The 23,913-nt window shown below is 44.7% G+C and carries 15 protein-coding genes; 5 read left to right on the top strand and 10 right to left on the bottom strand.

Annotation, left to right across the window (positions count from 1 at the left end):
- Window positions 1-23 precede the first annotated feature (23 nt).
- The 6 genes from AAC006_RS04505 to AAC006_RS04480 all read right to left on the bottom strand — a co-directional run bounded on the left by AAC006_RS04505 (window position 24) and on the right by AAC006_RS04480 (window position 10,719).
- Window positions 24-611 (bottom strand): cytochrome c oxidase assembly protein, encoded by a 588-nt coding sequence (locus AAC006_RS04505; protein ID WP_129740468.1) that lies wholly within the window; start codon window positions 609-611, stop codon window positions 24-26.
- Between the two features lie 100 nt (window positions 612-711).
- The gene (gene ctaD, locus AAC006_RS04500) at window positions 712-2,325 is read right to left on the bottom strand and encodes a cytochrome c oxidase subunit I (RefSeq protein ID WP_129740469.1); all 1,614 of its coding nucleotides are present in this window, start codon (window positions 2,323-2,325) and stop codon (window positions 712-714) included.
- A 9-nt stretch (window positions 2,326-2,334) separates the two neighbouring features.
- A complete protein-coding gene (gene coxB / locus AAC006_RS04495) occupies window positions 2,335-3,447 on the bottom strand; it encodes a cytochrome c oxidase subunit II (RefSeq protein ID WP_256771107.1) in 1,113 nt (370 codons plus the stop codon).
- Between the two features lie 647 nt (window positions 3,448-4,094).
- Window positions 4,095-4,721, bottom strand: coding sequence for a transcriptional repressor LexA (gene lexA, locus AAC006_RS04490; RefSeq protein WP_013786738.1), 627 nt, complete (start codon window positions 4,719-4,721; stop codon window positions 4,095-4,097).
- A 140-nt stretch (window positions 4,722-4,861) separates the two neighbouring features.
- Complete coding sequence (locus AAC006_RS04485) at window positions 4,862-8,449, bottom strand: VCBS repeat-containing protein (protein ID WP_339890770.1); 3,588 nt, start codon at window positions 8,447-8,449, stop codon at window positions 4,862-4,864.
- Window positions 8,450-8,604: 155 nt separating this feature from the next.
- Window positions 8,605-10,719, bottom strand: coding sequence for a TonB-dependent siderophore receptor (locus AAC006_RS04480; protein ID WP_288389443.1), 2,115 nt, complete (start codon window positions 10,717-10,719; stop codon window positions 8,605-8,607).
- 209 nt (window positions 10,720-10,928) lie between these two features.
- On the opposite strand from AAC006_RS04480, the gene AAC006_RS04475 reads away from it, so the two are divergent.
- On the top strand, window positions 10,929-11,483 hold the full coding sequence (locus tag AAC006_RS04475; protein ID WP_339890767.1) for a GNAT family N-acetyltransferase: 555 nt from the start codon (window positions 10,929-10,931) through the stop codon (window positions 11,481-11,483).
- A 145-nt stretch (window positions 11,484-11,628) separates the two neighbouring features.
- Window positions 11,629-14,076 (top strand): glycerol-3-phosphate 1-O-acyltransferase PlsB, encoded by a 2,448-nt coding sequence (gene plsB / locus AAC006_RS04470; RefSeq protein WP_339890766.1) that lies wholly within the window; start codon window positions 11,629-11,631, stop codon window positions 14,074-14,076.
- Window positions 14,077-14,276: 200 nt separating this feature from the next.
- On the opposite strand, the gene ilvA is transcribed toward plsB, so the two are convergent.
- Genes ilvA through AAC006_RS04455 form a run of 3 tightly spaced genes read right to left on the bottom strand, consistent with a single transcriptional unit; the run spans window position 14,277 to window position 18,632 of the window.
- Window positions 14,277-15,818 (bottom strand): threonine ammonia-lyase, biosynthetic, encoded by a 1,542-nt coding sequence (gene ilvA, locus AAC006_RS04465; protein ID WP_339890765.1) that lies wholly within the window; start codon window positions 15,816-15,818, stop codon window positions 14,277-14,279.
- On the bottom strand, window positions 15,815-17,665 hold the full coding sequence (ilvD, locus tag AAC006_RS04460) for a dihydroxy-acid dehydratase (RefSeq protein ID WP_339890763.1): 1,851 nt from the start codon (window positions 17,663-17,665) through the stop codon (window positions 15,815-15,817). The genes ilvA and ilvD overlap by 4 nt, the downstream gene beginning before the upstream one ends.
- 34 nt (window positions 17,666-17,699) lie before the next feature.
- Window positions 17,700-18,632 (bottom strand): branched-chain amino acid transaminase, encoded by a 933-nt coding sequence (locus AAC006_RS04455; protein ID WP_126871502.1) that lies wholly within the window; start codon window positions 18,630-18,632, stop codon window positions 17,700-17,702.
- Between the two features lie 446 nt (window positions 18,633-19,078).
- On the opposite strand from AAC006_RS04455, the gene AAC006_RS04450 reads away from it, so the two are divergent.
- The gene (locus tag AAC006_RS04450) at window positions 19,079-19,693 is read left to right on the top strand and encodes a trimeric intracellular cation channel family protein (protein ID WP_013786745.1); all 615 of its coding nucleotides are present in this window, start codon (window positions 19,079-19,081) and stop codon (window positions 19,691-19,693) included.
- A 90-nt stretch (window positions 19,694-19,783) separates the two neighbouring features.
- A complete protein-coding gene (locus tag AAC006_RS04445) occupies window positions 19,784-21,298 on the top strand; it encodes a YifB family Mg chelatase-like AAA ATPase (protein WP_126871503.1) in 1,515 nt (504 codons plus the stop codon).
- 87 nt (window positions 21,299-21,385) lie between these two features.
- Here AAC006_RS04445 and ilvY read toward each other — a convergent pair whose 3' ends face one another.
- Window positions 21,386-22,261, bottom strand: a complete 876-nt coding sequence (gene ilvY / locus AAC006_RS04440; protein ID WP_126871504.1) for an HTH-type transcriptional activator IlvY — start codon at window positions 22,259-22,261, stop codon at window positions 21,386-21,388.
- Window positions 22,262-22,415: 154 nt separating this feature from the next.
- Here ilvY and ilvC point away from each other — a divergent pair, with 154 nt between their 5' ends.
- A complete protein-coding gene (ilvC, locus tag AAC006_RS04435) occupies window positions 22,416-23,894 on the top strand; it encodes a ketol-acid reductoisomerase (protein WP_013786748.1) in 1,479 nt (492 codons plus the stop codon).
- Window positions 23,895-23,913 lie beyond the last annotated feature (19 nt).

Raw genomic sequence — 23,913 nt, 5'->3', positions numbered from 1 at the left:
CTCTCTCCTTATCCCAATACCTGTTATTTACCACTTTCAGGTTGAGGGACCATGTAGGGATTCGGTTTTGTTTTCATGTCACTCGCTCGCGCGGTCACATCAAACAGGGTGTATTGCACAGTAAAATAACTAATATCTTCTGGAAGCTGTGGGTCGACATAAAACTGCATCGGCATATAAGCCTCGGCACCAGCGCTTAAAGGCTGCTGGTTAAAGCAAAAGCATTCCGTTTTATTTAAATATAGCGCTGCCATACCCGGCGACACCGATGGAATAGCTTGCGCCATCATATTGTTAGATGCCGGATTTCTTACGTAAAACGACACCGTATTAAGCTCCCCTGGATGCACTTTCATACGGCTAGTTTGCGCACGAAATTCCCACGGCATACCGGTATTCGTTCGGGTGATAAATTCCACCGTTATCTCACGGCTTTCATCTATTTCGACAGACTCATATACCGCTGCGGTATTTTCGGTTTTTCCATTAATACCGGTAACATCGCAAAATACGTCGTAAAGTGGCACTAGAGCGAACCCAAAACCAAACATGCCAAACACTATAACGACGAGTTTTATCACCATTTTGTTGTTTGCATTTGCTTGTGTCATGGTTACCTCCCGTGCCTACTTTTTGTGCTGATACATCACCACAATTTAGCGACTACTTTGCCTGCTTTGCTTTCATTACCTGTGCTGCTTGTCTTATTTCCTACTTAACAACCGGCGGTGTTTCAAAGGTGTGATAGGGCGCAGGAGAAGGAATTTCCCACTCTAGTCCCTCAGCACCTTCCCACACTTGAGCGGATACTGGCTCACCTTGCTTCTTACAGGCCTTAATTAACAATGCTAAGAAGATGAGCTGAGACAGCCCAAAGGCAAAGCCGCCAAGGCTTATCCACTTATTAAAGTCGGCAAACTGTAAGGCGTAGTCAGGAATACGACGTGGCATTCCAGCCAGCCCCACAAAGTGCATAGGAAAGAACAACACATTTACCGACACTAGTGAGCACCAGAAATGCCATTTTGCTAGCCCCGTGTCGTACATTTTGCCTGTCCACTTTGGTAACCAGTAATACACCGCAGCCATGATTGAGAAGATGGCGCCGGTGACCAGTACGTAGTGGAAATGTGCGACCACGAAATAGGTATCGTGGTATTGGAAGTCCACCGGCACGATAGCCAGCATTAATCCTGACAAGCCGCCAATGGTAAACAATACGATAAACGCAATGGCAAACATCATGGGCATTTCAAAGGTTAGAGAGCCCCGCCACATAGTCGCCACCCAGTTGAAGACCTTCACGCCTGTAGGCACCGAGATAAGCATAGTGGCAAACATGAAGAACATTTCCATATACACCGGCATGCCGGTGGTAAACATATGGTGAGCCCACACAACAAAAGAAAGCAGCGCAATAGAGCCGGTTGCATACACCATTGATGCGTAGCCAAACAGCTTCTTACGGGAAAACGTAGGCACAATTTGAGAGATAATACCAAAGGCTGGCAATATCATGATGTACACCTCAGGATGCCCAAAGAACCAGAAGATATGCTGGAACATAACGGGGTCACCGCCACCTGCTGCATCAAAGAAGCTGGTGCCGAAGAACTTATCCGTCAGCACCATGGTAACCGCCCCGGCCAACACCGGCATTACTGCAATAAGCAAGAAAGCAGTGATAAGCCAAGTCCATACGAATAAGGGCATTTTCATCCATGTCATACCAGGAGCTCGCATGTTGAATATGGTCACGATGACGTTAATGGCGCCCATAATGGAGGAAATACCCATGATATGTACCGAGAACACGAACAATGCGGTTGAGTCACCACTATAGGTGGTAGAAAGTGGCGCATAGAAGGTCCAACCAAATGCAGGGCCGCCACCTTCTAAAAATAGCGAGCTAAGTAGAATAAGAAAGGCGCCAGGTAATATCCAAAAACTCCAGTTATTCATTCGCGGCAGAGCCATGTCTGGTGCACCTATCATCATAGGAATTAGCCAGTTGGCAAGCCCTGTAAAGGCTGGCATTACCGCACCAAATACCATGATAAGACCGTGCACAGTCGTCATTTGATTAAAGAAGTTTGGCTCAACAATCTGTAATCCAGGCTGAAATAGCTCAGCACGGATCACCATGGCCATGGCACCACCAATCAAAAACATAATAAAGGCGAACCATAGATATAAAGTGCCTATATCTTTATGGTTAGTGGTAAACAACCATCGGGTTATTCCTTTTGGAATATGGCTATGATGGTCATGATCTTCGTGATGCGCCGAGGTATCCGGCGCAATGACATCAGTTGCTTTACTCATTACGCACTCCTAGTTCCCATTAACAACGGCGTTAACATCTTTGGCCTGCACCATATCACCCGTGTTATTGCCCCACGCATTTCGTTCGTAGGTCACCACAGCCGCAATGTCTTTTAGGCTTAACATTTTTCCGAACGCCTGCATGGCCGTGCCGGTTTTACCGTTCAACACAATATCAATATGTGCAGTTTGGTCTTCAAGTACCATCTCACTGCCTTTAAGCGCAGGGAAAACGCCGGGTAGCCCCTCACCGTTAGGCATATGACAAGCCGCACAAGTGGCGTTATAAACCCGCTTGCCTTCATCCATAAGTTCATCCATCGACATATTCATCGACAGTAAACGCTGCTCTTCTTCTTTCGCTTGGCGAGCGGCTTCTTCTTGTTCGTTTATCCAAGCATCAAATTCAGCAGGCTCTTTAGCAATGACCACAACCGGCATAAAGCCATGATCTTTGCCGCATAGCTCGGCACACTGTCCACGATAAACACCAGGCTCATTTACCTTTGCCCAAGACTCGTTAATAAACCCAGGGTTAGCATCTTTTTTCACTGCAAAGTCCGGTACCCACCACGAGTGTATAACGTCATCAGAAGTAATAAGAAAGCGCACTTTTTGCCCTGTGGGGATGACCAACGGACGGTCGACCTCCAACAGATAGTTCGCGCCTTTTTCGAATTTGTTTTCAATTTGCTCTCGCTGCGTCGCCATTAACGAATAGAACTCAACGTCCCTGTCCATATACCGGTAGTGCCACTTCCACTGGGAACCAGTAACGACAACGGTAAGATCGGGTTCGCTGGTATCTTCCATCGCTATAAGGGTTTTAGCGGCAGGAATAGCCATAAGAATAAGAATGATGAAAGGCACGACCGTCCATGCAATTTCCACTTTTACATTTTCATGGAAGTGAGCGGGCTTAGCGCCTCTGGATTTACGGTGCAAGTACATGGAGGCAAACATAACCCCGAAAACCGCAACAGCAATTGCGATACAGATAAAGAACATCAACATATGCAGGTCGTAAACTTGACCACTTATGTCTGTTGCGCCTCGGCGCAAATTTATGGAAGAGCCTTCGCCCGTTGCTGCATCAGCAAACAGTAGTGGCGAGGTAAGCAAAAGTGGAAGCCCGTAAAGCCACTTTGTCACTTGTGTCGCCGCTTGTGTCGTTACTCGTTTCACTCAACACCTCCGTTATAACAGAAGCATTGACGCACTGGTTGCGCTGCGCTTCTGGCAACTGATACCCGAAATCCAACTTTTAACTTAACTATCTAGCCTTAGTTGTAAACCAAAGTTACATCTATTGTTATTATTTTGTTAAATACAGTATAAGAATTGCTCAATAAAACGCACAAGTCTAGTCTTTTCTAAGAAAAAACAATTGCAGCGTTGAATTTTTAATCAAAAGTTGTATGTAAGAGAAATGACACATACAACAGCGTATGGATGCTGTAGCGGTAATTAGTGAGCTTGTTTGAAACGCTCATTTTGAACGAGATAGGCAAATAGAAGCTGCCAATAAGTTTCTTATAATCAAAAGCTAGTTGCGTAATTTTGATTGTTTTTCAAACAAAATAGGTGACAAAAATAGCGCTAGCTAGCACTGAAAAGGGTGACATAAATAGAAGAAAATATGTGGGAGCGGTATCTGGTGGCTTTTAAGAGATTTCTTAGGCTTAAATACGATTATTGTGTAAGCAAGGTATGGTAAACATACAAAAAAGCGGCCTATAAGCCGCTTTCTTTACTAAATAGCTAAAAGGTTACATCCAGTCAGCATTTCGAATAACACCAACGGCAATCCCTTCAATGGAGAAAGGCTCTGACGCTAAGTCGACTTTAATAGGTGAAAATTCATCATTTTCAGCGTGAAGTAATACTTCGCGGCCACGCTTTTCAAGGCGTTTAACAGTAACGTCTTCATCGACACGTGCCACTACCACCTGCCCATTATGGACATCCGTAGTACGATGCACGGCTAGCAAGTCACCATCAAGTATACCAATGTCTTTCATACTCATACCGCTTACACGAAGTAAGAAGTCAGCGTGAGGCTGAAACAGGGCAGGGTCGACCTTATAATGAGACTCTATATGCTCTTGCGCTAGAATCGGCTCGCCCGCAGCCACTCGGCCAATAAGAGGAAGACCTTCTTCTTCAGGGGTTTCATCTTCAAGTGGAATATTCAACTTAATACCACGAGAAGTGCCTGGAAGGATTTCGATGACGCCTTTACGGGCCAACGCTTTTAAATGTTCTTCAGCGGCATTCGCAGAACGAAAACCTAAATGACGGGCAATTTCTGCACGGGTAGGCGGCATGCCAGTTTCGAGCATCGTTGTTTTTATAAGCTCGAGAACTTCTGTTTGTCTTGCTGTGAGTGGGCGCATAAAAGACCTGTCTGTCTATACAGTTCCTGTAAGTATATACACCTAAAAGGAAATGACAAGCATTGGATGCTATTTACATGCTTCGAACACTTGCCATAAAAAAAGAGCCCTACCTTAGTAGAGCTCTCTGCAAACGTCTACTAATGCACCCATATAGCGCTAGAATAGGTAGACGTTTGTATTTCAAGGTTCCCTGAATCAGCTTTGCGCACTTTCAAATTTCCGTAATCTTGACCTTGCCGACTTGCAAACGCAGGACCGCGCCACCTTACAAAGCCATCGGTTCCAAAGCTAACAAGATGGCTATAAATGTTAAGTGAGAAATCGGCTGTATTATGGCTAACGCCAATAAGATTCTGGTTTTGTTCAGTAGTTACATCAGCTTGAATATTAGAGATATCTGCAGGTATGCTCGCACGCAAGCTCTCGGTAAGCGCCTCACCAGAAAAGTCATAAACAATCAGCTCATCATCATAATTCGTACACGCTAATTCCGGCTGCTCATCTGAGTCTGCATTAATAGTAATTAGCTGATCACATATACCGTCCACCGACGCGGCTTGTGATAATCCTGCATCGGTTATCTTTAATACTTCCATGCCAGACTCGTTAGTTGTCAACGCTACAAATGCACTTCCGTTTGAAATAAAGGGAGCGAGGTGCGTGACATGACCGATATTATAGTTAGCAATAATCAATTGGTTTTGAATATCAAAAATATTCAGTTCAGTCCCAATCATTACTAATGCGTCAGTGAAGCCATCGAAATTCATGTCTAAGGCTTCAATTATGCCAATATTGCTATTACTACTTGAATCATACTGCCAGTGAACCTCACCATTGTGTAGCTGGATAGCGGCGAAGCTTCCATCGTAATAATTGGTTGTCGATGTAAACAAATCACCTGCACCATCATTGTTAAAGTCGGTTGCTATAGAATTAGTGCCTGCGCCCCAGTTCTCTGAAACAGTATCACTTAGTTCTATATTTCCCTCTTTATCCAACATGATATAGCGTGACGAGCCATAGCCACTTTCAGTTGAAGAAATAAAGAATATTGCACGCTCATCATTGTCGATGACATTTGCCCAACCAGCTGACGAAAAGCTATCTAACTGTACTTCTGCTGTATTTTCTTTGATAGTAATTGTGCTGCCATTCAGTTCTGCGGTGATAAGTTCATCAGCGCCAGTACTCGAAACACCGGTTCCCCACAACACCTCTGTTGAACCATCATTATCTATATCACCTACTGTAATTGATGATACACCATGGTCTTGTGAACTCACTCGCCATAGCTCACTCAATTTATCATCGATCATTGTGTAGGCAGTAACGTCTCCCCATTGGCAATCGCCGACAAGGAGGACAGATTGTCCAGACAAAACTGCATCATTGATATCGCATGTGTTGAAGTTATCAAAATTATCCAGCTGCACTTTGGTAATCGCTGAGTACACCTCAATATAGCCCCAATAATCAGCACCCACGATTTCACTCACACCATCCCCGTCAAAGTCAGGAACCGCAATATGCGCATCGCCGAAACCATTACTTTTGACCCACTGATTTTCACCAGTTGCTAAGTCATAAACGAAACCACTATTAGCGACAAGCTCCAGTGCTGAATCATCATCAACATTGGCGACAGCGATTTCTTTTGCATTACCAACATTAAAACTAAATAGCGTAGTTTCTGGTGAATCTAAGGCAATAACATTGGCCGTGGTATCATCGCTATAATATTCAGCAGCAACGAGATAAATAAGCTCTTCGATACCATCGCCATCGATATCGGTAAGGATAGCGCTCTTAATTTCCAAATCACTTTCGATCAGACTTTCAGCCATTTTATTTGTGTCGGTAATTACCGATACGCCATATTCTGTCACAACGAGAATATCGTCTTTACCATCGCTATTCACATCGCTAATCAATACCTGACGAAGTAATCCGTCGGTTGGGAGCATATATGGATATAACCAAGTTTGCTGGTAGCGCCCATTAATCAATGAAAGTGTGAATACATTGGAATTAGAGTCTGTAGACACTAACTCGTTGTTACCGTCCCCGGTTATATCTGCTACATGCATAGCATTATTTTGACTAGGTACTAGCAATCCAGAGCGAGCAAGAGTGATATCTCTGTCTGATAAAACGGCCACATCACGCTCAATATACGTTTGTGGATCTGAACTGTTATCAGAAAAAGTAAATGTAAAATACTGCACAGGAAATAGCTGTTCATTAGGGACTTGCCAGCTAATTACACCATTATCAGATAACGTTACTCCATCAGGTCCAGCTATTAAACCAGCTCCAGTTGAAGACTCTCCAGTGTCTGGGTCGTTAATTAGCACACTAAATTCTACATAATCGCCGGCTTGGATTTCGTCGGGCAGATTGTCGATAACAACCTCTGCAGGACTGTCTTGAAGTTCAATCTCTAGTGGCCATGACTCCACAACGTTAACACCGTCTGACACCACGGCTGATACTTGTAACTTATCGCCAAAAACGGCCACATTGGGAGGTAAGGTGGCTTCTGTATAATCGTCTAAAAGCACCTCATTCAAATACCATCGGTAGCTAATAGTCAGTTCTTCGTTAGTATTATCTGGATCATAATATTCGGTTGGTTCGACCATAATAGTTGAGGTTGTGTACACCTCGTCCCACCAAGGGTCTAGCAAATACGGCGTGCCAACATATGGGGGTAGCGAGAGTTCATCTATCGGTAATAGTGTTTTGTCGTTGTTTCCATACAGTAACTCGTAAACGTCATTGTAATAAACACCCATATCGAAGACTTCATCGCCATCAGTATCAACCACAAATTTGACTGGTCCCTGTTCGAAAATAAATGCGGCTTTATTCGCGCCCTCCATAAAAAATGTAGTCTCATACAGATAAGGAGGATATTCGCCATTAACATCTAGTAAAATGCTAACTTTTCCCACATCACCAATATAAATATCACCTTCCATTGAAACAGCATTCGAGTAGTAGCTATAGGTCTCATTCGACGTTGTATCGATTTTGTAGCTTTTGTCGCCTATTCTCGCGGTAATGTAGTTTTCAAAAGTATCGCTATAGCCAGTTTCATAATCGGTTCCAGTATTTTTATAAGATGCGTAACCAGATAACGTCGTAATAACGTCATCATACGCCCACTGGAGATCGCCAAAATACGTTACGAAATGGAAGTTATCTTCACTTAATGACAATATATCAAGCGCTGCACGACCATTTAGGGTCACATCGTCGTCATAATATTGGCAATTTGAGTATGTTAGCGAAAGCTTAACTGTTTCGTTGCTCTCTATCTTACCAAGATACCTTACCGTTCCTCTTTCACCACACTGGTAGGTAGCATCTACATTTCCGTTAGCATCTATTGCATCAGAAAAGTCTTCTTCCCCTATATTGGGAATGACCAACTGAGATTCGCCAAATAATAGGGAATAAGCTTCTTCGGCTATGGAAGGAGTCATTTCTGGGCTTACGTTACTACCGGCATAGTCTTCGTTAGCGATAGAAACCGCAGCACTTTGCAACTCACTAGAAGTGTAGTTAGATGCATCTTGAATTTTTTCTATGGAAGTAATAGGTGCTGGCAGCGGAGTTGGCGTAACTGAAGGGTTGGAATCTGAACCACCTCCACCACCGCAGGCAGTAATTGCTAGTAAGCTTGAAGCAAGCACAGAAATACAGACAAGTTTATTCACTTTTTATCGTCCTTGATTTTTATTTTTCGGGGGTAAAAATACCCTAGTGATATTATTTGAACAATAAAAATATGCTTAAAAACTTCGAAATGAGGTAAATTTAATGTAAAAAGCGGCCATTGGGCCGCTTTGAGTATTGACTTTAATTGTTCGTATTAAAACTTATATTGCAAACTCACACGCGCATTAAGCGGCTCGCCGGTAGCAATATTGTTGTCGTTGTGTGCTGACGGGAAATAGTCTTCATCGAATACGTTTTCCACGTTTAGCTGAATTTTAACGTCTTCGCTGTAATCGTAATACACTGCAGCGTCTACGCGAACAAAGTCAGGTAGTTCAACGGTATTATTTAAAGAGGCATACTGCTCAGATTGATAAATCACGCCTAATGCAACACGCCACTTATCGTTAACTTCATACTGGTTCCATAACGTCAGCATGTGTTCTGGTAGCTGTGCTAAGTCGCGATTTGCCAGTGCGCCGTCTACAATGCGGCCCATTTCTTCGCCATCAAGGTTGCTATACCCAGCATTTATTACCCAACGCTCTGAAAGCTTGCCCACCACCTGCACTTCAAAACCTTTGGTTTCGGTGCCAGTTAAAATAGACGCTTCTGGGTTGTTAGGATCCTGCGCTGTGCCGTTTTCACGTTCAACTTCAAATGCCGCCGCGGTTACGCTAAGTGAGTCAGAGAAATTCCATTTAACGCCAATTTCTTTGTTTTCAAATTCTTCAGCTTCCAGCGCTTGGCTTGTAAGCGACAGGGAAAGGAATTGATCACCTGAACGAGGTAAAAACGATTTGCTGTAACTGGCGTAAATCGAAACTGATTCTGCAGGCTTGTAAATTAGGCCTGCACGAGGAGACACTTGTGAATCAGAGCTCGAAAGAAAACCACTGTTACCATCGTCAGCACCGTTAGCTACTTCAATACTGTCTACCACATCGATATCAAAATTATCGTAGCGAAGACCGGCAACCACAATCCAATTCTCGTTAAGCTTAATTTCATCTTGCACGAACGCTGAGGTAAAGGTGACGTCTGACGCACGATCTCTTACTGGGTCCGTCAGCGTCATTGAAGGAATAACCAATGGGTCGCTAAACACAAAGGATACTTGGTCGTCTTGGCTGTCTGCAAAAAATGCATCACGACGAGTATTTTCTGTATCTTGGCTACCGTACTCCATTCCTGTTAGTAAGGTATGGTTGATATCACCTGTCGCAAATTGCCCGATAAGGTTCAATTGAACCAACGCATTCTCACGAGTAGTGGTATCGCGATAACCGTCTAACGTAACCGTACCTGCATCAGCGTCAAAATTAACGGGGTACAAGTTTTGATAAGCTTTGTCATAGTCAGCAAACTGAACGGTACCGTTCAAGTTCCAACTCTGCGATAGTGCATGATCAACACGAACACGGGCAATATGTGCTTCAAGGGTAGTATTGTTGAAATCTGGATCACCAAAGTAGGTGTCGTCATAGCCTTCTAGCGGCGCACCATCTAATGAAGGTATACCTCTATCGACTAAACGGTCATCGTTTACGTATTCGTAAGATGCAACCACCGTGGTGTCGTCGTTAGCCATCCATGTATAGGTGGGGTTAATGGCGTAACGTTCACCATCTTTAAAATCACGATGATTATCAATACTGTCAAACACACCATTAAAACGAAAAGCATTGTTCGCATCTATGGCTTTATTGGTATCTATACTAATAGAACCTGCACCAAAGGTATCAATACCTGCTGACAGCGTAGTGAAATCTTCAGCGCTACTGGCCACTTTAGTCACACGGTTAACCACGCCACCGCCACCTCCACGGCCAAATAAAAGCGCGTTCGCGCCACGCAATATTTCAACGCGCTCTAAGTTATATAGCGGGCGAAAGTACTGAACGTCGTCACGAAGACCGTCAACAAAGAAATCCGCAGTCGTGTTCTGACCACGAATAGTCACTTGATCGCGATGATCTTCACCCAATCCAATGCTCACCCCTGGGGTGTATTGCATAACATCAGCAATGCTAAACAATGCTTGTTCTGAAATTTGTGCTGCGCTTACAACAGATACTGACTGCGGCACGTTAACTAATAATGTAGGGGTTTTAACCGCTGTGGCGACTTGTTGACCAAAGAATGCGCCGCGTACGGTAATACGCTCAACACTTCCTTCTGACTCAGTTATATTTTCTTGAGCCAAAACAGATGTGCCATAAAGTGCTAATAGAACAGCAGTAGAAATAGTTGCTTTACCAAGTTTCAAGCAAGTCTCCTCGAGTGATAATCCAAACAGTATTGAAAATGATAGATATTCTTATTTAGGACGGATTCTAGTCAGGTTTATTGGTAATTAAAAGGTGTATTAATAAAAATTAAACTTTTGTTATAAATGCCTCCGTCAGCTTAACGAGACAGTTTATTGAAACCGACCTTTCGAATGGGCTCAGTACCTTCAATGGAATTTACGTCAAGATGACAAGTTTGCTATTAAGGCATAAAGTAAACCTTCTTCTAGCTATGCTTAATCAGAGTATTAATACCATCATGTTGAATTACCTCGACTATACCCCCGAGTTGGCTCCCCATTTCGACCGCATAAATAGAGAGTGGATAACCAAAATGTTTCATTTAGAGAGCATTGATGAGGCTGTTATTGGTTACCCACAGCGCAGCATTATCGATAAAGGTGGGTACATTTGGTTTGCTGAACATCCCGACTTTGGCATTGTAGGTACATGTGCATTAATGAAAAAAGGAGAAGGAGTATTCGAACTTACTAAGATGGGAGTGGTCAGTGAAGCCAGAGGATTAAAAGTAGGGGAAGGCTTGTTACAGCATGTGTTGAATCACGCCCCTGCCATTGCTTTTAATACACTATTTCTTTTAACCAATAAGAAGTGCGAAGCCGCCATTCATCTTTACGAAAAAAATGGCTTTGTTCATTGTGAAGAAATCATGCAAAAATTTGGTTGTGCTTATGAACGCTGCGACGTGGCAATGTATTATAAAGGTACTGTCACCAACTGATGGGTGAGTAAAAAGACGCTCAATCAATATGCTATGGCGACGATTTATACTAATGATGCTTTCAAACAGCCCCACGCCCTCTGCAAGACTTTGCATGAGATGTGGTACACTTCTCCCGTTTTAATTTCATAGGATTACAGAATTCATGTCGTGGATGCGAAAAGCCCTTTTGTCGCTATTTCATTATCCTGTTAAGTTGCTGGTTAAAGCCCACAGCATTCCCGTAAACGTAGAAACTGAGCTTGGCATTGATAAGTCGAAGCCCATCGTTTACTTGCTTCCAGCAAACTCGGTAACCGATCAATTAGCGCTTAGAATGTCAACAGAAGCACTAGGCCTACCGAGCCCGACTGATACGCTTACGTTGGCGGGCAGAGAATACCCTTCTACGCTGTTTTTGCGTAAAACCCAGCCGATATTTCGTTCACAAGCAGACGATACGGGTATTGAAGATGTATTTACTGACTTGTTTCATTTGCACAGAGATCATCACCAATTAGATCTTCAAGTGGTTCCGGTGTTTGTAACCTGGGGCCGAGCGCCTGGCCGAGGAACCCCAGGGTTAGCCGATCTTATTGCCGACAATGCAGCGCCAAGTTGGCTAAGAAAACTCTTTATCGTGATGTTTTTAGGCCGCGATAACTTTATTAATTACTCAAAAGCGGTATCGGCTCGCGCCATGTCAAATCAACATGGCAGTGATAAAAGCATTGCACACAAGTTAGTACGTGTAGCAAGTACTCACTTTCAGCGTAAACGCCAAAGTATGACCGGCCCTACCTTGTTAGAGCGCCAAGAGTTGAACAACAGTGTACTAGGTTCTGATGCCGTGCGCCGTGCTATGGCTGAAGAATCTCGCAGTAAAAAAATTACCCATGACGCATCTAAAGACAGAGCGCAATCATACGTTACCGAAATAGCCGCAGATTACCGCGAAGGACTTATACGTTTTGGCGATCGACTGCTTACTCGTATTTGGAACAAAATTTACAATGGTATAAGTGTTGGCCACTCCGAACGTATTCGAGAGCTTGCCGCAAACGGCCATGAGATTGTTTACGTGCCTTGTCACCGCAGCCATATGGATTACCTTTTGCTGACCTACGTGATTTATCATGAAGGTATGGTAACCCCTCACATTGCCGCCGGTATTAACCTAAACTTCTGGCCGGTGGGTAAGATTTTCCGCCGTGGTGGTGCCTTTTTCTTACGCCGAAGCTTTGCTGGTAATAAGCTATATACCGCCGTGTTCCGCGAATATTTAGAGTTACTTTTCAATAAAGGCTATTCAGTTAAGTATTACCCTGAAGGTGGCCGCAGCCGCACTGGTCGTCTTATTCCGCCCAAAACAGGCATGCTAGCCATGACCATTCAGGCCATGTTGAAGGGTGTGAATAGGCCTGTTAGCTTGGTACCTGTCTATATTGGCTACGAAAACGTGATGGAAGTGAAAAGCTATCTGAATGAGCTTAAGGGTACTAAGAAGCAAAAAGAATCGAACTGGCAAGTGTTCTCGGCTATTCGCAAGCTTAGAAACTACGGTCATGGTTATGTAAACTTTGGTGAGCCTATTCAGCTGAATCAATTTTTGGAAACCCATGTGCCAAATTGGCGTGACTGCCGTGATGCTGAGCCAGAGAAAAAGCCGGCATGGTTAACGCCGGCGGTAAACGAGTTGGCCAATAATGTTATGACACGTATTAATCGCGCAGCAGCGGTTAATGGCATGGCGTTAACATCGCTGTGTTTACTGTCATCAAAAACACAAACTATGAGTGAGTCTGAGCTTAAACAAGCCATGGGCGACTTTATCAGTTTGTTTAAAAACGTGCCTTTCAGTGCCGATGCCACCATCCCTGATGCCAGCGCGAAGGAATTGTTCGACGATACCTTAAAGCTTGGCAAGTTTGTGGTTGAGGAAGACGATTATGGTCGATTAATTAGCCCCAAACCTAAGTCAGCGGTTTACCTCACCTACTATCGCAATAATATTTTGCACTTATTCGCGTTGCCGGGCTTAATTATGGCCTGTGTATTTGCTCATAAAGGCACAAGTAAAGCCACAGTATTCCAGTTAATTGCTGCGTTATACCCACTACTTCAGCGTGAGCTATTTTTACACTTGTCTCAAGATGAAGCCCTTGCACACACAGATGCACTTATCGATGCATTAGTTGACCAAGGCTTACTGCGCATTAAAGAGGGTGATTTACTTCCACCTGATGCTCAGCAAAAACAATTTCATTCAGCATGGTTGTTAAGCCGTTGTATGCAAGAAACCTTGCAGCGTTATGCGGTAGTACTGACTATTTTAGACAAAGAGAAAGTGATTAGTCGCGGCGCACTTGAACGCACTAGCCGCCAAGTGGCGGAACGCTTATCTACCCTTTATGGGCTAAGCTCACCTGAGTTTTACGATAAGAACGTACTTTCTAGCTTTATCAGCGCCTTAAAAGATAACCATTGGTTAGACTCTACAGAAGATGGCAGCCTGAAATACTCTGAAGAGTGTGAAGCACTTCGGGAAGACGTGATGGCGCTAGTATGGCCTGAAATGACCCAACATTTAGAGAACGTGGTATTGCATAACTAGCCTATACTTCGTCAGTGTGTTTGCAGCTAGTTACTAGTTACAGCGCTGCACACTGAAGAGACTGTTATCGATGCCACAAAAAAGCCGAAACGTTGAAATACAACGCTTCGGCTTTTTTATTGATTTGGAATACGCTTTACCTCGCCCCAAGGTAAGCCGTGCTTAACTTGAAGCGAGGTAAAGCGAAAACGGTTTGCTCTTTACTTAGATGGTTGTGACAAGAAGAACTTATAGGCAGGATCTTGTGTTACTTCATCTACTTTGTAGCCAAGTTCGATAACATGCTCATTGAAAGCGTCTCGGCTTTCTGGCGCAATATCAAACCCAACTAACACTAAGCCTTCTGCCGCACCGTGGTTACGGTAATGGAACAAGGTAATGTTCCACGATTCACCCAAGGTGTTTAAGAAGGTTAGCAATGCGCCAGGGCGCTCTGGAAATTCAAAACTGAACACTTGCTCGTTCAATATCGCCGGAGGTCTTCCCCCTACCATGTGACGAACGTGTAGTTTGGCTAATTCGTTATTGGTTAAGTTAAAGCATTGGTAGCCTTTAGCTTCTAAGTCGCTTTGCAGGCTTAAGAACTCTTGCTGGCCGCCTTTTAATTTAACCCCAACGAAAATATGGGCTTCGTCGTCATTAGCATAACGATAATTAAATTCAGTAATCGCTTTTGCGCCAACACATTCACAAAACTGCTTAAATGCCCCTTTGCGCTCAGGTATTTTCACTGCAAATACGGCTTCTTTTTGCTCGCCCAGTTCACAGCGTTCAGACACATAACGCAAAGTATGAAAGTTAATATTAGCGCCGCATAAAATGCCGCCTAGCTTCTTGCCGGTAAGGTCGTGCTGCTTGGCATACTTTCGAATAGCAGCCACAGACAAGGCACCAGCAGGCTCAGCAATAACACGGGTGTCATCAAAAATATCTTTAATGGCACCGCATATTTCATCGTTGGTTACCGTCATGGTTTCATCAATCAAGCGATTACACAGCCTAAAGGTTTCCTGACCCATGACCTTAACGGCAACGCCATCGGCAAAAATGCCTACGTTTTCAAGTGCAGCAGGTGCACCTTCTTTTTGCGCCAAGGCAAAACAGGCAGACTCTTCCGATTCAACGGCAACAATTTTAATCTCTGGCTTTAATTGCTTTAAGTAAACCGCAATACCGGCCGCTAAACCGCCACCACCTACCGCAACAAACAAAATATCCAGGTTAGGGTTTTGCTCTAGCAGTTCACGAGCAACCGTTCCTTGACCCGCGATTACGTCAGGGTCATCGAAGGGCGGCACAAAGGTATAACCATGTTCTGCACAAAGCGCTTTCGCGTGGCCGCTGGCTTGATCGAAACTCGTGCCATGCAGGACAACGTTTACATGGTCGCCGCCAAAACGACGTACTGCATCCACTTTGATGTCAGGGGTCGTTTCAGGCATCACAATAGTTGCCTGAATGCCCTTGCGCCTAGCGCTGTACGCCAAACCTTGTGCATGATTACCAGCTGAAGCACCGATAACGCCGGCATTAAGCTGTGCTTCGCTTAACGAACTTATTCGGTTGTAAGCGCCGCGTAACTTAAATGACTTAACCGGCTGCTGGTCTTCACGCTTTAAGAATATTTCATTGCCTAATTCGGCAGACAACAACGACATGTAAGAAAGCTCACTGCTTACAGCTACGTCGTAAACAGGGGCTAATAGAATTTTCTTTAAATAGTCGTGATCGCTAACGGTCATAGATTTTCCAGTTTCGATACATCACGTACTGCACCTTTATCCGCACTGGTGGCCAATGCAGCAAAAGTTTTCAATGATGTTGATACTTCACGAACGCGATCTTTAGGGCGCCAAGGCTTATCGCTGGCTTCCATTTTCGCGCGGCGCTCTGCTAGCTCTTCATCGCTAATAGCAATGTTGATGCTACGATTTGGAATATCAATTTCAATCTTATCGCCGTGCTCAACTAAACCAATACCACCGCCACTGGCAGCTTCTGGCGAGCAGTGACCAATCGATAGGCCACTAGTACCACCAGAGAAACGGCCATCGGTAACGAGCGCACAGGATTTACCTAAGCCTTTCGACTTCAGGTATGACGTGGGGTATAGCATTTCTTGCATACCCGGTCCGCCCCGTGGGCCTTCGTAACGAATGAATACCACATCGCCTGCTTTCACATCGTCAGCCAAAATACCGGCTACGGCATCATCTTGGCTTTCGTAAATACGTGCAGTACCGGTGAACTTCAAAATAGATTCATCAACACCAGCGGTTTTAACAATACAGCCATCTTCTGCCACATTACCGTATAACACGGCTAGGCCACCTTCTTGGCTAAAGGCATTTTCAACTGAGCGAATACAACCGTTTTCACGGTCGCTATCTGCTTCATCCCAACGACAGCTTTGGCTGAATGCTTGGGTAGTACGAATGCCGGCAGGGCCTGCACGGAAAAATTTAATCGCGTCGGTATTGTCTGGGTTGGTGATATCCCAGTCTGCAATGACTTCTGTAAGTGACTTACCTAATACATGGTTTGCATCACCATGCAGTAAGCCACCTTTGTTTAATTCATTTAAAATACCTAATACGCCACCTGCACGGTGTACGTCTTCCATATGGTATTTCGGGGTAGACGGTGCCACTTTACAAAGGTGGGGAACCTTACGTGACAGTCTATCGATGTCGTTCATAGTGAAAGGTATTTCACCTTCCATTGCTGCTGCTAACAAATGCAAAATGGTGTTAGTTGAACCACCCATGGCAATGTCTAAGCTCATGGCGTTTTCAAAGGCATTGAAGTTAGCAATATTACGTGGCAAGACGCTTTCGTCATCGTCGCCATAGTAACGTTTACACAGCTCTACGATTTGCGAACCTGCTTTTTTAAACAAACCTTCACGGTCAGCGTGGGTGGCTAGCATTGAACCGTTACCCGGAAGCGATAAACCGAGTGCTTCCGTTAAGCAGTTCATTGAGTTTGCAGTAAACATACCTGAGCATGAGCCACAGGTAGGACATGCAGAACGTTCGATTTCGTCGGTATCAGAGTCACTCACTTTATCGTCGGCAGCGGCTACCATGGCATCCACTAAGTCGAGTTTGATGATTTGATCAGAAAGCTTGGTTTTACCCGCTTCCATCGGACCGCCTGATACAAACACAACAGGTACGTTTAAGCGCAATGACGCCATTAACATTCCTGGCGTAATTTTGTCGCAGTTTGAAATACATACAATGGCGTCGGCGCAGTGCGCGTTCACCATGTACTCTACTGCATCAGCAATAATTTCACGGGAAGGTAAGCTGTAAAGCATGCCACTGTGGCCCATAGCAATACCATCATCTACCGCGATAGTATTAAATTCTTTTGCTACACCACCGGCGGCTTCAACGCTTCGTGCCACTAATTGACCCATGTCTTTTAGATGCACATGCCCCGGCACAAACTGCGTGAAAGAGTTAGCAATAGCAATAATAGGTTTACCGAAATCAGAATCCTTCATTCCCGTTGCACGCCATAGAGCGCGTGCGCCGGCCATATTTCTACCTTGCGTAGTCGTTGCAGATCGTAACTTGGGCATAAAATCCTTCCCGTTTAATAAATAGCTAAATTAATTACTTGTAAACCGGTGTTAACCAGTTCCATTTGTCTTCAGTAGTACCGTTGAAAAGACCGAAGAACATATCTTGCACTTCTTTGGTGATTGGGCCACGGCCGCCCGCACCTACTTCAATTCCATCTACACTGCGTACTGGCGTCACTTCTGCCGCTGTACCACACATGAAGACTTCATCAGCTAGATACATAGCTTCACGAGGAATATTTTCTTCGCGAACTTCGTAGCCTTTGTCTCTAAGTAGCGTGATACACGTATCACGAGTAATGCCTGGAAGAATAGCGGCAGTTTTTGGTGTGGTAACCACAATGCCGTCGCGAATAACGAAAATATTTTCGCCCGCACCTTCACTGATGAAGCCGTTTGTATCAAGGGCAATACCTTCTCCGTAGCCATGACGACGGGCTTCCATCGAAATCAGCTGTGAAGATAAGTAGTTACCACCGGCTTTTGCACCAGTCGGCATGGTATTAGCTGCTAAGCGGTTCCAAGAAGAAATCCCCGCATCTACACCATTTTTAAGGGCTTCTTCACCTAAGTAAGCGCCCCACTCAAATGCAGCAATGGCAACTTCAGCTTCTGTACCAAACGGCACTTGAAGTCCCATACCAATATCACCGTAGAACGCGATTGGGCGAATGTACGCTGATTTCAATTTGTTCTCACGAATGATATCAAGGGTAGCTTGGTTAATTTGATCTAGCGTGTATGGAATGGTCATACGATAGATTTTCGCTGAATCGAACAAGCGACGGTTGTGATCGTTTAAACGAAAAACACAAGTGCCTTGATCCGGCGTGTTATATGCGCGCACACCTTCAAATACAGACGAACCATAATGAATAGCATGCGTCATTACGTGAACAGTAGCGTCTTTCCAATGTTTCAATTCGCCATTAAACCAAATATGTTCGGCAGGTTGCTTAGCCATGAGTAATCCTTCAAAAATTGAGCGTAAAGCCCGAACCGCGTTTTGCGGAAATATTAATACCGAGACGAATGATACATGACAGTGCGCGAGCGCCCAATACGCTGGATGCAATACGCGACGCGCGGACACATAAATTTACGCATCTGTGCTTTATCACTGACATTGAAACACTGTCGTTTGTCGTGAAAACAAAGGACATCTAATAAATACAATGAGCTTATGCCATTGAATTTTAAGATTTAATTGACGAGCAACACCCAGTTCCTTGGATGAATGCTAAAATGAATGGTTGTACGATAGGGCTATGGCTTTTCACCCCAATTAAACGTGAATTGGCCGTTACACGATTAATATGCGCAAAGAAATAGCATGAAACCGTTGCCGAAATCAAGTATTTTGCGGTTCAAACGCTGTTTTCGTCAGATAAAAAAGGGTATCGCAATACAATGGTAGACTGGTTTCACTGGTTAAATTTAGCAGGGGTAGCGGTGTGTGCTATTTCTGGCACCCTGATGGCGTACCAAAAAAGGATGGACGGGTTTGGCGTTATTGTATTGGCAAGTGCCACTGCTATAGGAGGTGGAACACTGCGCGACATGATGCTGGACGTTCCCGTATTTTGGATTGCCGATAACGATTACCTGTACACCACACTGATTGCTGCCTTCATCCCTATTATTTGGTTACGATTAAGCCCACGCTTTCCTTATCATTATTTGCTTATTGCTGATGCGTTTGGGTTAGCGTTATTTAACGTGGTAGGCATAGAAAAAGCATTAGCTAACGATACTGGCATTGCAGTGGCGATTGCCATGGGCACCATTACAGGGGTATTTGGTGGTTTGTTACGTGATGTTATATGTCGAGAAGTACCATTAGTCTTAGGCGGGGAACTCTACGCAACGACCTGTATTGTGGGGGGAATGGCCTACGGTCTCGCCATGTATCTGGGCTTTGAGGCCCAGTGGTGCGGTGCAGTTGCCCTTGCAACCACAGTATTAATGCGGCTAGGCGCTTTGCGCTGGCACTGGGAAATGCCGGTCTTCTATAACGAAAATTAGTCCTTCTTCTTGCCCTAAGTACAGTTTCAGCTTTTATCATGCTCACTTAAAGTACGCCTCTTAGGGGACTTCCTTCAAGAGCGACAAAGTATGAGCATGGCAGTAGTTAAAACCTTTGCGGGGCAGGGCGTGGCAGCCCCCGAGGTATCAGTAGAAATTCACTTGGCCAATGGTTTACCAGCGTTCCAGTTGGTAGGTATGGCAGAAACCAGTGTAAAAGAAGCCCGAGAGCGGGTGCGCAGTGCGCTCATAAACAGCGGTTTCGATTTTCCCGCTAAACGTATAACCGTAAATTTAGCCCCCGCTGATATTCCTAAGTATGGTGGGCGTTTCGACTTACCCATTGCAGTAGGTATTTTGGTGGCATCAGGGTATCTCCCTGACACTAGCGTACTCAACATCGCCTTTGTGGGCGAACTCGGGTTAAACGGTGAAATTAAGCCAGTAAGTGGCCTAGTTCCTGTTTTAATTGCAGCAGCCGACGATGACACCCCCCTTGTTTTTCCGGGGGTTAACGATGTAGAAGCCTCGTTAGTATCCTACGCCACTCGTTACCCAGCGTTTGATCTTTTATCGGTTTACGAACACCTAGCGAATAATAAAAAACTCAATAAAGGTCAGCCCTTTAGCTCGTGTTCTTCCTCTACTAGTAGTATGGGTTGGGATGATATTATTGGCCAAACACAAGCCAAGCGTGCATTAACCATTGCCGCAGCGGGTAGCCATAACCTGTTGATGGTAGGCCCTCAAGGCACGGGTAAAAGTTTACTAGCCAGTAGGTTACTTGCCCTATTACCCCCCATGACTGAACAGGAAGCTCTGGAAGTAGCCTCCATTCATTCGGTAAAAGGGGAAAATTTAAATGTAGAGCGGTTTTTAAAGCGCCACATGCGCAGCCCACATCATACTAGCTCTGCTGTAGCGCTTACCGGCGGCGGGTCGCAGCCTGTACCTGGCGAAATATCGTTAGCCCATAACGGGGTATTATTTTTAGATGAATTACCCGAATTTGGCCGCCGCGCATTAGATGTACTTAGAGAGCCATTAGAAACCGGTGATGTGCATATATCGCGGGCGATGGCGAGCGCTACCTATCCTGCCAATTTTCAATTAATAGCGGCCATGAACCCTAGTCCTACTGGCGATATTGACGACAACCGCTTAACTCCACAACAGCAGCTAAGTTATTTAAATCGCTTGTCGGGCCCCTTATTAGACAGAATAGACATACAAGTAGAGGTACCCAGGCTTGCCAGTTACGATTTATCGCCACCGGTAAATTCTGAATCTGATTCCATGTTAGAAGCCAGGGATAACGTATTACGGGCAAGAGAAGTGCAACTTCATAGGCAAGGGAAGCCCAATGCACAGCTTGCCGCGGGGGAGCTTGCTGATTTATGCCAGCTAACCGATAGCGATTTACGCTTTTTACAAGCAGCTGCTAAGCAATTAAATTTGTCGATGCGGGTATTCCACCGTACCCTTAAGGTAGCGAGGACACTGGCAGATTTGTCAGAACAGCCTACGGTTACTCGCGCCCATTTAGCCGAAGCGCTAGGTTACCGCGCATTGGATACCTTAATTAAGCAGCTAAGTAGTCAGTAGCCCATTAGGTGATACTCAACAGCAAGTAGCATGAAAGCTTAATGCTTTTAGCTTTTAATCCAGCTTAAATGTCTAAACAACTCATCATTAATTAGATAAGGGAGCCATTTCCAATTGTAAAAACGCGTTGATAAGTGGTTCGTTTTGCTTATCTTGCAAGCAACATAGCCCTAGTCCATAGGGCTCGATATCATCTACTGGAATTTGGGTTACCAAGCTAGCCATACTGGAATGATCAAGCACCACTTTAGGTACAAAACCCACACCGCATTCTAACGCCACCATGCTGACAATGGCTTCATTACCCCCTACCGAAGCATACACATTTGGCCTAATACCATGCTCTGCAAACCAGTGGTAAGCAATGCGCCTGGTAGGCCCATGCTCTGGCATGATCACCTGATGCTTAGTCCAATCTACCTGCGTCAACTGGGTTAACCGCCAATCTCGCGGCGCAATCAGCACCAAAGGCACATTGTCTAAAGGGGAAAAATGTAAGTCTGTAGGCAAGTCAGGCGTATAAATAGCTATCGATAAGTCACATTCTTTCTGCTTTACCTTATCTATCGCTAGTGCAGGGTCGCCGGTAATTAAGCGAATATCCACACCAGGATGCTGTGCCCTAAACTGACGCAATATAGCAGGCAAATGACTTTGACTGGCCGTTACAGAACAAAACAAGCTTATCTCACCTTGCAACGAATTACTGTCTTCTCGCAAGTCTACCTTCAATTGTTGCCAGTCTTTTAAAGACTGGGTAGAGAATGAAAGCAGTTTATGACCACTATGAGTAAGCGCCACTTTACGGTTGTCGCGTTTAAACAAGGTACAACCCAATTCATCCTCTAGCCTTTGTATAACGCGGCTTAGCGTAGAAGGCGACACATACATGGCTTGCGCGGTATCGCCAAAATGTAGGCTGGTGGCAAGATGCGTAAACAATTGAAGGCTACGAAAATCCATAGTGTTTCACTTATTGCAATATTATCTTGCAAATATATCATTTTCCAAAACAAAAGAAATCCCTTAATCTGCGTAGCAAGTCGTCATAGACGAGGTCGTCAACGCCACGGTTGGTTGTTGATAATGACGAAAATGAATGTTGTTCGGAATTTTTATGGCTAATTATTTCAATACCCTATCGCTACGCCAGCAGCTAGATCAGCTTGGCCGCTGCCGCTTCATGGCACGCGAAGAATTCGCTGACGGTTGTCAGTTCTTAAAAGGCAAGAAGATTGTCATTGTAGGCTGCGGTGCTCAAGGTCTTAACCAAGGCTTGAACATGCGTGACTCTGGGTTAGATGTTTCTTATGCGCTGCGTCAAGCAGCCATTGAAGAGCAGCGTGACTCTTACAAACGTGCTACTAGCAATGGTTTCACTGTTGGCACTTATCAGGAACTAATTCCTAGTGCTGACTTGGTGTACAACCTAACGCCTGATAAGCAGCATGCAAGCGTTGTAGAAGCGGTAATGCCGTTAATGCAAAAAGGCGCAACACTTGGATACTCACACGGCTTCAACATTGTTGAAGAAGGCCAACAAATCCGTAGCGATATTACGGTGGTTATGTGTGCACCTAAGTGCCCAGGTACAGAAGTACGTGAAGAATATAAGCGCGGTTTCGGTGTACCAACTCTGATTGCCGTTCACCCTGAGAACGACCCTGAAAACAAGGGTTGGGATACTGCTAAAGCATTAGCAAGTGCAACAGGTGGCGATCGTGCAGGTGTACTTGAGTCTTCGTTCGTAGCTGAAGTTAAATCTGACCTTATGGGCGAGCAAACCATTCTATGTGGTATGCAACAAGTTGCTGCAGTGCTTGCCTTTGAGAAAATGACCGCTGACGGTATTGACGCAGCGTATGCTGGTGCACTTATTCAGTTCGGCCTAGAAGCTGTCACTGAAGCACTTAAAATTGGTGGCGTAACCAACATGATGGACCGCCTATCAAACCCAGCTAAAGTGAAAGCGTACGATTTGTCAGAACAACTTACTGACTTGCTTCGCCCACTATTTGAAAAGCATCAAGACGACATCATTAGCGGTGAGTTCTCTCGCACTATGATGGAAGATTGGGCAAACGGCGATGCTAACCTACTTAGATGGCGCGAAGAAACCGGTGAAACTGGTTTTGAAAACGCACCTGTCTACGAAGGTGAAATCAGCGAGCAAGAATTCTTTGACCACGGCATCCTTTTAGTTGCCATGATCAAGTGCGGTGTAGAAGTAGCCTTCGACGTAATGGTTGAAGCGGGTATCTTACCTGAGTCTGCATACTACGAATCACTGCATGAAACACCACTTATCTCGAATACTATCGCGCGTAAGCGTCTGTATGAAATGAACGTGGTAATTTCAGACACGGCAGAATATGGAAACTATTTGTTTGCGAATGCAGCAATTCCAATTTTGCGTGAGAAATTTATGCCTACTATCGATACTTCAGTTATTGGTAAGGGATTGTCAGAAACCTCTAATCAGGTTGAAAACAAGCGCCTTGTTGATATTAACGAAGCTATTCGCACTCACGGTGTTGAGCAAGTAGGTAAGACCCTGCGTGGCTACATGACTGACATGAAAGCCATCATCGGTTAGGACAGTTTCTGTCGTTAGG

The organism is uncultured Alteromonas sp. (genome assembly GCF_963976965.1).
In the GTDB taxonomy this organism is placed as follows: Bacteria; Pseudomonadota; Gammaproteobacteria; order Enterobacterales; family Alteromonadaceae; genus Alteromonas; species Alteromonas naphthalenivorans.
Note: the sequence above shows the minus strand (reverse complement) of the source record. Positions and strands in the feature narration are given on the sequence as shown.